At 40.0% G+C, this 12006-nt stretch carries 12 protein-coding genes; 8 read left to right on the top strand and 4 right to left on the bottom strand.

Annotated elements, in window-relative coordinates; translation table 11 throughout:
- Window positions 1–37: 37 nt before the first annotated feature.
- From LXF01_RS05390 to LXF01_RS05400, 3 genes are all read right to left on the bottom strand, one after another.
- Window positions 38–643 (bottom strand): alpha/beta hydrolase, encoded by a 606-nt coding sequence (locus LXF01_RS05390; RefSeq protein WP_078190341.1) that lies wholly within the window; start codon window positions 641–643, stop codon window positions 38–40.
- 33 nt (window positions 644–676) lie between these two features.
- Window positions 677–1690 carry a sulfate ABC transporter substrate-binding protein gene (locus LXF01_RS05395; RefSeq protein WP_078192016.1) on the bottom strand — a complete coding sequence of 338 codons (1014 nt, stop codon included), beginning with the start codon at window positions 1688–1690 and terminating at the stop codon, window positions 677–679.
- Window positions 1691–1866: 176 nt separating this feature from the next.
- On the bottom strand, window positions 1867–2874 hold the full coding sequence (locus LXF01_RS05400) for a sulfate ABC transporter substrate-binding protein (RefSeq protein WP_180083946.1): 1008 nt from the start codon (window positions 2872–2874) through the stop codon (window positions 1867–1869).
- Window positions 2875–3035: 161 nt separating this feature from the next.
- Here LXF01_RS05400 and pabC point away from each other — a divergent pair, with 161 nt between their 5' ends.
- The 6 genes from pabC to LXF01_RS05430 all read left to right on the top strand — a co-directional run bounded on the left by pabC (window position 3036) and on the right by LXF01_RS05430 (window position 8044).
- Window positions 3036–3845, top strand: coding sequence for an aminodeoxychorismate lyase (gene pabC, locus LXF01_RS05405; protein WP_180083948.1), 810 nt, complete (start codon window positions 3036–3038; stop codon window positions 3843–3845).
- Between the two features lies 1 nt (window position 3846).
- Window positions 3847–4899 (top strand): endolytic transglycosylase MltG, encoded by a 1053-nt coding sequence (mltG, locus tag LXF01_RS05410; RefSeq protein ID WP_180083950.1) that lies wholly within the window; start codon window positions 3847–3849, stop codon window positions 4897–4899.
- Between the two features lie 9 nt (window positions 4900–4908).
- The gene (gene tmk / locus LXF01_RS05415; RefSeq protein ID WP_180083952.1) at window positions 4909–5514 is read left to right on the top strand and encodes a dTMP kinase; all 606 of its coding nucleotides are present in this window, start codon (window positions 4909–4911) and stop codon (window positions 5512–5514) included.
- Window positions 5515–5582: 68 nt separating this feature from the next.
- Window positions 5583–6002 carry a PaaI family thioesterase gene (locus tag LXF01_RS05420; RefSeq protein WP_180076822.1) on the top strand — a complete coding sequence of 140 codons (420 nt, stop codon included), beginning with the start codon at window positions 5583–5585 and terminating at the stop codon, window positions 6000–6002.
- A gap of 195 nt (window positions 6003–6197) precedes the next feature.
- A complete protein-coding gene (locus LXF01_RS05425; protein ID WP_111883972.1) occupies window positions 6198–7166 on the top strand; it encodes a hypothetical protein in 969 nt (322 codons plus the stop codon).
- Window positions 7167–7177: 11 nt separating this feature from the next.
- Window positions 7178–8044 carry a histone deacetylase gene (locus LXF01_RS05430; protein WP_078190334.1) on the top strand — a complete coding sequence of 289 codons (867 nt, stop codon included), beginning with the start codon at window positions 7178–7180 and terminating at the stop codon, window positions 8042–8044.
- Between the two features lie 52 nt (window positions 8045–8096).
- Here LXF01_RS05430 and nadB read toward each other — a convergent pair whose 3' ends face one another.
- Window positions 8097–9743, bottom strand: coding sequence for an L-aspartate oxidase (gene nadB / locus LXF01_RS05435; RefSeq protein WP_233945149.1), 1647 nt, complete (start codon window positions 9741–9743; stop codon window positions 8097–8099).
- A 228-nt stretch (window positions 9744–9971) separates the two neighbouring features.
- Here nadB and LXF01_RS05440 point away from each other — a divergent pair, with 228 nt between their 5' ends.
- The gene (locus tag LXF01_RS05440; RefSeq protein ID WP_111883975.1) at window positions 9972–11354 is read left to right on the top strand and encodes a Do family serine endopeptidase; all 1383 of its coding nucleotides are present in this window, start codon (window positions 9972–9974) and stop codon (window positions 11352–11354) included.
- 119 nt (window positions 11355–11473) lie between these two features.
- Window positions 11474–11923 (top strand): acyl-CoA thioesterase, encoded by a 450-nt coding sequence (locus LXF01_RS05445; RefSeq protein ID WP_180101969.1) that lies wholly within the window; start codon window positions 11474–11476, stop codon window positions 11921–11923.
- The last annotated feature ends 83 nt before the right edge of the window (window positions 11924–12006 follow it).

Here is a 12006-nt window from a genome sequence, read left to right on the forward strand (position 1 = left end):
GAATAAATGATTTTGCGACAAGCTTAATGCTCAGTACTTAAAAAGCAAATTGAAATAAATACTTGTTTTCATCAGTAAAGCTGATATGTTTCATGTGGTTTTCTGAAATTAAGTAATTGAAAATTTCAGGAAACGGTCCAAAACCTGATGCAACATTAATGTGACCCACAGCACCCATATTCACAGGGTAAAGCTTCCAAGCATCAGCAAGTTGTTTTGCATCTTCAAAGCCAAGCCAAGGATCATTTTCACTAATCAACATTGTTGTCGGCACACGAATACTCAGCTGATGAAAAAATGCTTTGTAATCCGTTGTACTGTCGCGTGCAAAGCCGTTTTCTCCAAAGCGAGCTGGATTGGCTGGCGCAACCAAAACTAAATTTTTGATTTTTTTATTCAGTTCAGGATGCAAGGCCAATGCTGCCACTGTGGTCAAACAACCAAAGCTATGCGCCACAATTTGAATTTCACCCTGTAGAGGTCGTACGGTTTGAACAAATTGTTTAATCCAGTCTTTTAGTACAGGGTGATTCCAATCTTTTTGCTGAACACGAGAGCTAGACATGAGCTGACGTTGTAACCAAGATTGCCAATGTGCGTGTTCACTACCGCCTACACCCGGGACAATTACTGTATGTGTCATGTCAAGTTCTCCTGATTCAGTCAATGACTGGTCTTATTTTCCGTTGTTGGCTTTAACGATTTGGTCAAACACGCCGCCATTTTCAAAGTGTGCTTTTTGGACTTTATCCCAACCACCAAATTCTTTATCAATGGTTACGAGTTTAAGTGGCTTAAAGACTGATGCGTATTGTGCAAGCGTTGTAGCGTTACGTGGACGGTAAAAATTCTGAGCTGCGATTTGCTGACCACGTGGTGAATAAAGGAAGTTTAAATAGCCTTTGGCTAAATAAAGATTGCCTTTTTTCTCCGCATTCTTTTCTAGAACAGCAACAGGTGGCTCAGCTAAAATTGAAAGTGAAGGGGTCACAATTTCAAACTTACCCGGTTGTTCACGAATCGCTAAATGTGCTTCATTTTCCCAAGCCAGCAATACATCACCAATACCACGTTCAGCAAAGGTCGTAGTCGAACCACGTGCGCCTGAATCGAGCACTTTGGTGTTTTTATAAATTTTACGAACAAATTCTTGAGCCGTTGTATCATTACCACCCGCTTGATGTTTTGCCCAAGCCCATGCAGCTAAATAGTTCCAACGTGCGCCGCCTGAGGTTTTCGGGTTTGGGGTGATAATACCCACGCCTGGTTTAACTAGATCGCCCCAATCTTTAACTGCTTTGGGGTTGCCTTTACGGACTAAGAATACAATCGTTGAGGTATATGGCGTTGAGTTTTGTGGAAGTTTCTTCTGCCAATCTGCGGGTAAAAGTTTGGCTTTTTCTGCAATCACATCAATATCCGCTGCAAGTGCTAAAGTCACTACATCGGCATCTAAGCCATCAATGACTGCACGCGCTTGTTTGCCTGAACCACCATGAGATTGTTTAAAATTAATTTTTTGACCTGTACGGCTTTCCCAATATTTGCTGAAGTCTTTATTCACACTTTCATAGAGTTCACGCGTTGGGTCGTAAGATACGTTTAAAAAATCTTTCGCAGCTGCGCCAAAAGAAACCGTCGAAATGACTGCAGCAAGAACACCCAATTTTAATTTTGCGGAAATACTCATGTGAACCTCAATAATTTTTACTTTATCTGTAACATGGGTGAAGAATAGCGCCAATCTTTATGCATAAAAAATAATTAAAAACGAATTTTATATGAATAAAAAAGATAAAAGGCATGTCTATGAAAAAAAAGCATCGACCTTATACGAAAGGAAGATGCTTTTCAGTATTTAAAGCATTATTTTGAATTATTGATCTTCACGATTTGGTCAAAGACGCCAGCATTTTCAAAATGTTTTTTCTGCACTTTGCTCCAACCACCAAACTCTTTATCAATCGTGACGAGTTTTAAAGGTTTAAAAACATTTTTATATTTTGCTAAAACTGCCGCATTACGTGGACGATAATAGTTCTGTGCGGCAATAGTTTGACCTGCAGGTGAGTACAGATAATTTAAGTACGCTTTGGCTAAATTTTCATTGCCATCTTTCTTGGCATTTTTTTCTACAATCGCAACAGGCGGCTCGGCCAAGATAGAAAGTGAAGGGGTCACAATCTCAAACTTACCTGGCTGTTCACGAACTGCCAAATGTGCTTCATTTTCCCAAGCCAGCAATACATCACCAATACCACGTTCAGCGAATGTAGTTGTTGCACCACGTGCGCCTGAGTCGAGAACTTTGGTTTGCTTATAAATTTGACGGACAAATTCTTGGGCTTTTGTATCATTACCACCTGCTTGATGTTTGGCCCAAGCCCACGCTGCTAGATAGTTCCAACGCGCACCGCCCGATGTTTTTGGGTTCGGGGTAATAATGTCGACACCCGGTTTAATTAAATCGCCCCAGTCTTTGATGCCTTTCGGGTTGCCTTTATGTACTAAGAACACAATGGTTGACGTATACGGCGTTGAATTTTGTGGGAATTTCTTTTGCCAGTCTTTTGCAACTAAACCACGTGCAGCAATTTCATCAATATCTGCAGCCAAGGCCAAAGTGACGACATCGGCATCTAGACCATCAATAACAGCACGAGCCTGTTTACCTGATCCACCATGAGATTGTTTAAAGTTAATGTCTTGGCCTGTGGTTTTTTTCCAGTAAACACTAAAGTCTTTATTGAAGTTGTCATACAATTCACGGGTTGGATCATATGACACATTTAAGAAATCTTTGGCAGATGCACTGAATGCTGTGGCAGAAATGAATGCAGCCAAAACCCCAAGTTTTAATTTAGATAGATTCATGTTGTCCTCAATTTTTATACATGTTTTGTTGGATGAGGCAAGAATATCTGTAGTTTTAATGCAGAAAAAATAATTAAAAAAGAATTTAATATGAACAAAAAAGAAATATATGCTGAGCGATTATTTTTTAAAATAAAGTGATGTAATTGGGATGACGACGTATGCAGTGTTTTAAAAATGCGCAGCAAATAGAACAAGTTGATTTACTTGATCGCGCCTTTCACTATGGCGATGGCTGTTTTAGCACGGCACGTATTCGCCAAGGACAAATAGAACTTTTAGCTTTGCATATTGCACGATTAAAACTGAGCAATGAGCGATTAAAGCTAAATGCAGATTTAAACCTTATTGAAGACACTTTAAAATTGTTACGTAAACAAGATGTCGTCAATGGCACTTTAAAAATTGTGTTGAGTCGTGGTATTGGTCAGCGTGGCTATAGTTTACCTGAGCACCCAGCAGATGTTTGGGTGTTTTATTACCCCAAAACCGTTGCAGATTTTGAGTACGAAACTGTCGAAAGTGGTGTATTACATCAAGCTATTGGGTTAACCATGCCAAGTTTGGTGGGCTTAAAGTCCTTAAATCGATTAGAACAAGTCATGCTCAAAGCAGAGTTGGATCAAACTCCATGGGGCGAAGCTTTGGTGACGGATGTGCAAGGTACAGTTGTTGAAGGTGTGAGCAGTAATTGTTTTATTCGTACAAATGAAGGATGGATTACGCCTGAACTTCGTTATAATGGCGTGCATGGTGTCATGCGTGCAGAAATTTTAAAACGGATGCAGCAGCATCAGATTCAATGTACTCAACGTCACGTCAATATGGATGAAATTACGCATTTTCAGAGTGTTTTTTTCTGCAATGCTTTAAGTCCCATGAAAATTGCATCAACTCTGAATGGGGTTGAGTTAGATGTTCAAGCTTGTATTGAACTTTTCCGAACACTTCAATTAAGTCAGATTCGTTAATATGTCCACCGCGTCTAAAAAAACAAATAAGAAAAAATCTGCCAAAGCAGGTTTTCCATTTAAAGCATGTTTGGTTGTGCTACTTGGTATCGTTGTACTTGTGGCGATTTTACTGTGGTCGAGTTTATTTAAAGCCTATCCCGTGGAAGGCAAAAAGCAAATGTTGGCGATTGGTGCAGGGGATACCTATTCAGGATTTATTGACAGACTAGCCAAAGAGAAACAAGTTCATTTTCCTATTATTTTGAAGTTGTACCAAAAGTTCATGATTAATGACACCTTAAAAGCAGGTGTGTATGAAATTCATGAAGGTATGAGTGTACGAGAAGTTATGGAGTTGATTTCGAATTCTGAAAATGCGCAAATGAATCGAATTCTAGTGATCGAAGGGACGACATTTAAGCAACTGATAGATGCTTTAAAAAATGACCCTTTGGTGACGCATGACATCAGTCATTTACCGTATGCAGAAATCTTAAAAGAGCTCGGCATTCCCTATTCACACCCTGAAGGATTATTTGCACCGAATACGTATTTCTTTGCAAAAGGCGAGTCTGATCGAAAAATTTTGAAGGATTTATATAACCGACAAATCAAAGCCTTAGATCAGGCTTGGACTAATCGAGCTCAAAATTTACCGTATAAAGATAAATATGAAGCCTTGATCATGGCATCGATTATTGAAAAAGAAACCAGTATTGATAGTGAGCTTGAACAAGTGTCTGGTGTATTTGTGCGTCGTCTCAAACAAGGGATGCGTTTGCAAACAGATCCAACTGTGATTTATGGCATGGGCGATAAATACCAAGGCAATATCACTCGCCAAGATTTACGTACACCTACTGCATATAATACTTATACGATCAACGGCTTACCGCCTACACCGATTGCTTTGCCGAGTCAAAAAGCAATTGAAGCCGCGATGCATCCAGATTCATCTAACAATGTATATTTTGTTGCAACAGGAAATGGCGGCCATAAATTTAGTAGTAATTTGCAAGACCATAACCGCGCGGTACAAGAATATTTATCTGTAATTCGTGCGAAAAACTAAGGAGTGAGCATGTTTATTAGCTTTGAAGGTACGGAAGGTGTGGGTAAAACTACACTCATTCGTAAATTACATGATCATTTCCAAAATTTGGGTAAAAATGTCGTACTTACACGTGAGCCGGGTGGTACACCTATGGCTGAACAAATTCGTGCATTACTTTTGGCCGTCAATCATGATGAAGCAATGAGTGATGATACAGAGTTGTTACTTATGTATGCTGCACGCGCACAGCATTTGGCGCGCGTGATTTTACCTGCATTGGCAGAAGGTAAAATCGTTTTATGTGATCGTTTTGCCGATTCGAGTTTTGCTTATCAATGTGCAGGACGTGGTTTAGATCGTGACAAGCTCAATGTCTTAAATGCAAGTTTTGTTGCGCGTATACCGGATATTACCTTTTGGTTGGATGCTCCAATTGAAACGGGGATGTTACGTGCACGTGAACGTGGTGCTTTAGATCGTTTTGAGCAAGAGAAAGCAACTTTCTTTGAAAAAGTGCGTTCAGGTTTTGCTGAAATTCACGAAAATGAACCTGCACGCATGAAGCGCCTTGATGCGACGCAAACACCTGAAGAGGTTTTTCAACAGGCATTATCGCAACTACAGCAGATCTAAAATGCCATAGTAATCTTTGGGTATTTGATTTAAAAATTATTCATAGCATAAGTTATGGATGATTTTTTATGCATGCTACAAAACAGGAGATTATCAATTTCCTTAAGACTGAATTTGCGCCAAGCTTAAAGCATTGCACTATCGTTGAAGTTGGTGAAAAGGCTGCCACTTTAATTTGGCATGTGACTGAAAAAGATTTGCGGCCTGGCAATACTGTTTCAGGCCCGACTATGATGACTTTGGCGGACTTTGCATTGTATGTGGCAATACTTGCAGAGATTGGAATTGTCGGACTTGCAGTCACCACAAGTATGAATATTAACTTTTTAAGGAAGCCTGAGGCGAATAAAGATTTGCGGGGAGAATGTCGATTACTTAAAGTCGGTAAAAGCATCATTTATGGTGAGGTATTGGTTTATTCAGAGGGTGTTGAAGAGCCTGTGGCTCATATTACCGGTAGCTATTCGATTCCTCCGCAGCGATATTGAACTGAAAATATGCAGTTGATCCATTAGATTGGATTAAAATGCAGCAGTCTGTCTAAATAAATTGTGCATTGGTTGGTGAATTTTCTGCGTAGTGTATTTTTATTTGCATAATTTCAATAGCTTAGTAGAAATCAATTAACTCATAAGTGTTATTTTAAATCTATAATTGAATCACAGATTTGATTGGTTAAATACATGACTGCTACTGCACATGAAGTTGTTCGGCTCTTTCAGGAGCATGCATATCCTTTGTCAGAAAAATTGACAGAAATGCTGAATGAGCATTACTCACATCAAACAGAACGACGTGGCTGTGGATATACTCAAGCCACACGTGTTTTAGCTGAATATATTAATTTGCCGCGTGCATCACATGAATTTCAAGATCTCAAACTCTTTGATCAATATGACACGCATGGTTTACGCAAAATTTTAGATCAAAGTCGTGCTTATCATTTAGATTTGTCAGGTTGGCGTCATCTAGATTTAAATCAAAATTTAAATCAAAATATTCAGCAATTGAAACAATTTACAGACTTTTACGAGGTTTTACAGAAAGAATTACATCTTCAAAAAAGTTTGCGTCAAATTCAGCAACATGCAAATTTGGAAGAAAGTAAGCTTATTTGTACCTTGATTGAAGATCTGATTTTGCCAAAATCGTCAACTGAAAACCAAATCGTTGAAGTACAAGCACTGGCTAATAAGCCAAAAGTTGGCTCTTGTCCAATGGCTGAAAATTTCTTTTTAAAAATTGCACATCGACGTGTATTTCGTAGCGGTGAAATTAATATTTTTGTAGATGAATACGGTCAGCCCTTATTTATGGAAAAATTAAATATGGGGGATAACCATTCTTGTATCAGCTTGAAACCTGTACTCATGAATGGTGTCCGTATTCCAGCCGGTTCACTTTTTTCCGTCGATTATGATGCAGAACAATTAGTTGAAAAACGGGGGAATCGTGAATTTAAAGGTTTTGTGATTCCTTATCAGGCCATTTCTGGGTGGTGGTTTTTACGCTTAACGACTTTGGCTGTGTCGCCACAAAATCGAAAACGTGCATTCAGTACACATTTTCAGCAGCAAGTGGATAATGGTCTGTATAGTCCAGGTACGACTGAGCTTCAGCAATTAATAAATGTGGCGATAGCGCAACTTTGAGTGTTTCCATCATGTTAGATGTATGCTTTTCGCCAAAATATTTTGCTCATACTCATACCAATAGTATGGAAAAATTATTGGCGGTTGGAACAGCTTTAGAACAATGGCAGAACATCAGAATACATGAGCCTGAGTGTATCGACGCTGAAATTTTAAGCCAAGTACATGATCCTGTTTATGTGGATGCTTTTATGACAGGGCAGCCCGCTAAGCTTGCGACCTTTTCAGGTTTTAAGCCTTGGAATACTCAGCTTCGAGATGCCGTGCTGAGAATCAATGCAGGGCAGTTGATGGCTGCAGATTTGGCTTTGCAAAAAGGTATCGCAGCGAATGTTGCACAAGGTTTTCACCATGCAGTGTATGAATATGGTGGATCATTTTGCACCTTCAATGGTTTGGCTTTTGTGGCACAGCAGAATCCGAATAAAAAAATCTTTGTACTCGATTGCGATCAACATGGGGGGAATGGTACAGCTGAGTTTACTAGACGCTTAGAGAACCTTTTTAACTTTAGTATTTATGGGCTACGTTTTGGTTGTCCTACTTATGAACGTTCTTTAACTCGGCATGTGCATAAAGATCGTGGAAATTTTGCACAATATACCTTGGCTATACATGAGGGAATACAGCATGCCAAAGCATGGGGTGCAGATTTAATCATTTATCAAGCAGGAATGGATTGTCATCAAGCTGACCCATTTGGCTCATCATGGTTTAGTACCGCTTTGATACAGAAACGCGAAGAAATGGTCTTTAAATTGGCTAAACGTGCAGATATTCCGCTGATGTTTGTATTGGCTGGGGGCTATCAAAATATGAATGATCTTGTAAATCTGCACTTAGAAACTTTCAAAGCGGCATTACATATTTATGGGTAGTAAAATCAAAAAAAAGCCGACTTCATGTGCGGCTTTTTTTGATTTAAAAGTTTTAAGAGACTAACTCAGTATTAACTACAGGGCAATCAACCGTGAAATCGGGTGGACTTAACACCGTTTTACGTAGTTCGTCTGCTTGTTCAGGATAGTCCAAAGTGAAATGCAGTCCACGAGATTCTTTACGTTCCATTGCACAGCGCACAATCATTTCTGAAACCAATACTAAGTTACGTAGTTCAATCAGATTTTTACTGACTTGGTAGTCTTGGTAATACTCGGTAATTTCACGATTAAGCATTTCAATACGATGGAGCGCTCGTTGAAGCCGCTTGGTCGTTCTGACAATGCCCACGTAGTTCCACATGGTTTGGCGAAGCTCGTCCCAATTTTGCAAAATCACTACATCTTCATCAGGGTTAGTCACTTGCGAGTCATCCCATTCTGGGACATGAGGCGCCTGATAAGTCCCTTGATGTTGTGCTGTGATATGTGTTGAAGCACTCATACCATAGACGAAACATTCAAGTAAGGAGTTACTCGCCATACGGTTTGCACCATGTAGGCCGGTATAAGAGGTTTCCCCAATGGCATATAGGCCTGGAATATCGGTCTGACTGTTTTCATCAACCACAACGCCACCACAGGTGTAGTGTGCTGCAGGAACCACTGGGATCATTTCTTTGGTAATATCAATACCGAGTTCCATTAAGCGTGCATACAATGTTGGGAAATGTTCTTTGACAAATTCTGCAGGTTTATGGGTGATATCAAGCCAAACATGACGGATTCCTAGACGTTTGATTTCATAATCAATAGCGCGCGCTACGATATCGCGTGGTGCTAATTCGGCACGCTCATCAAAGCGCAGCATAAAGCGTTCACCATCTGGAAGACGTAAATAGGCACCTTCGCCACGCATCGCTTCGGTAATTAAGAAAGAGCGAGCTTGAGGATGGTATAAGCAGGTTGGATGGAATTGGTTAAACTCCATATTGGCAACACGGCAGCCTGCACGATACGCCATGGCAATACCATCACCCGTCGCAATGTCGGGATTTGATGTATATAAATATGCCTTCATGGCACCACCACAGGCAAGGGCAGTGAACGGTGCTAAAAAGGTATGTACTTTTTCGGTTTTTTCATCTAAAGCATATAGACCGAGAGCACGGTTTTCAGCTTCAGGATTTAATTTTTGTGCGGTGATTAAATCGATTGCAATAAAATTTTCAAAAATATGAATATTGGCTTTTTCTTGCGCACGTTCAACCAATGTTGTGGAAATAGCACGACCTGTGGCATCTGCTGCATGGATAATCCGCCGTTGAGAGTGACCACCTTCACGTGTCAGATGTAACTGTTCTTGGTCGTCTAAAGTAAATTGCACACCCTGATTCAGTAGAAAATCGACAGAAGATTTACCACCTTCAACGGTTTGTTTTACCGCTGCCATTTCACATAAATGCGCACCGGCAATCATGGTGTCATTGATATGCTGTTCAATAGAATCTGTTTTATCGAGGACGGCAGCAACACCACCTTGGGCATAATATGTACTGGCATCCGTCAGCGTCGATTTAGCTAAAACAGCAATATTAAAATGATCTGGTAACGAGAGGGCTAAACTTAGGCCTGCACCGCCACTTCCCACAATAATCACATCAAATTGATGTGTCGTGTTTAAATTAGACATGTCCATCAGCTAATTTTAAAAATGTCCGATCATCACAACTGTTTTTGCCTAAAAACGCAATGACTATAAATTAACTAAATAATGAAAAATATTCATAGATCTGTAATATTTAAGGAATGTTTAAGATTGTTTATCATAAATAATCATCAAACATTTTATTACGAAGCTTAGACTTGCATTGTGATAAAAACTAACGTATTTCAAATGATAAGCACAATTGAGTGAATGCTAACAATGAATAAATCGTATTTACAAAAGGGACTCTATGCGGCTGTGTTTACGGTTGCTAGCGTGCAGACTCAGGCAGCGGGTCCTGTTGATTTTTCCAATTTGGTTGAACAAGTCAGCCCAGCTGTCGTAAGCGTGAATGTGGTTAAAAAGCTTAGTCAAGAAGAGCTTTTGCAGCAACAAGTCCCAGAAATATTACGACGCTTTTTCGGTAATCAGGTGGTTATTCCGCAGCAAAAAATGCCGCAAGAAAAGACCGGTTATGGAAGCGCATTCTTTATTAGTAAAGATGGTTATTTATTGACAAATCACCATGTGGTAGAAGATGCCTCGAAAGTCACCATCGTACTGAATGACCGCCGTGAAATTGATGCCACAGTTGTGGGTAGTGATGAGCGGACTGACGTGGCTTTGTTAAAGGTCAAAGGTTCAAATTTTCCTGAGCTACGCACAGGCAATGTTGACCGTTTACGTGTAGGTGAGCCAGTGTTGGCCATTGGTTCACCATTTGGCTTTGACTATTCAGCTTCGGCAGGAATCGTTAGTGCTAAAATGCGTAATATGATGGGAGAAACCTCGGTTCCATTCATTCAAACCGACGTGGCATTGAACCCGGGTAATTCTGGTGGTCCATTATTTAATCAGTCTGGTGAGGTGGTCGGGGTAAATTCTCGTATCTTTAGTGGTACAGGCGGTTATATGGGGTTATCGTTCTCGATTCCCATTGATGTTGCAATGGATGTTGCAGACCAATTAAAGAAAAACGGCAAGGTAACACGTGCTTATTTAGGCGTCATGCTACAAGATATCGATCGTAATCTTGCAGAGTCTTATAACCTTTCAAAACCAGAAGGCTCTTTGATTACTCAAGTTGCACCAAATTCACCTGCTGCAAAAGCTGGCTTTAAAGTGGGTGATGTCATTTTGAAATTTAATGGCACACCAATTTCACGTACAGGCGAACTGCTGAATTATCTTAATCGTACAGGTCCAAATCAAAGTATTCAGCTTGAAGTGCTGCGTGATGATAAACGCCAAAATATTTCAGCAACCTTGATCACAGCACCAGATGATACGCCTGCAAAAGCTGAAACGACATCTGTGAAAAAAGGTCCAGTGATTGGGGTGTCAATTCGCAACTTAAACGCAGATGAATTAAAACAACTGAGTCTAAAAGGCGGTGTCTTAATTCAAGATGTACGTGCAGGAGGTATAGCTTCACAAGCACGAATTCAGCCGGGGGATGTTGTCACCCAAGTTAATAATAAAGTCGTAAACAATGCTGAAGATTTTGTGAAAGTTATTTCTGAGTTGAAAAATGGTAGCATTGCACGTGTTTCTTTGATTCGTCAGGGACAGCGTGCGATTGTGGGCATGCGTATTCAGTAATGAGTTACTAAATGAAAACCACTCCAAGCGAGTGGTTTTTTAACTTTAGCGTTTTTGCAATTCACCCTTAGATAAAAATGGGTAGACTGTGGGCCACAATTTAAAATTTGCAGGACGCTATGAGCGATATCTTTGATTTAAAAATTACAGTTCAAGCTGAACATATCGACACATTAAATCATGTGAATAACGTGGTGTACGTCAGTTGGATGCAAGATGTCGCGACAGCACATATTGAAGCTTTGGGTTTAGGCTTAAAAGAATATATTGAATTGAAGCATGCCATGGTCGCTGTTGAGCATCATGTGCAATATCGTAAAGCAGCGCTCGAAGGTGAGGAGATTATTTTACGAACTTGGCTAAATGATATCAATGCATTGTATTCGTTTCGGCAGTACGTATTTTATCGCCCTAAAGACAAAGCGATATTATTTACAGGCAATACACAGTGGGCATGCATTGAAATTGCTACAGGCCGTCCAAAGCGCATGTCGCCAACATTTACCCAAGCTTATCAACCCATCGCAGATAGCATAAATCCGCTTGATTTTAGTGCTTATGATCTCTGAGTTTTAATTGAAACCTCATATTAATGCGAAGACTAGTTAAGTTGTACACGCAGGAAAAGTGGTTAGCATAAAAGCAATGCATT

Origin of the sequence: Acinetobacter sp. SH20PTE14, assembly GCF_021391555.1 — a bacterium.
Taxonomy (GTDB): domain Bacteria; phylum Pseudomonadota; class Gammaproteobacteria; order Pseudomonadales; family Moraxellaceae; genus Acinetobacter; species Acinetobacter amyesii.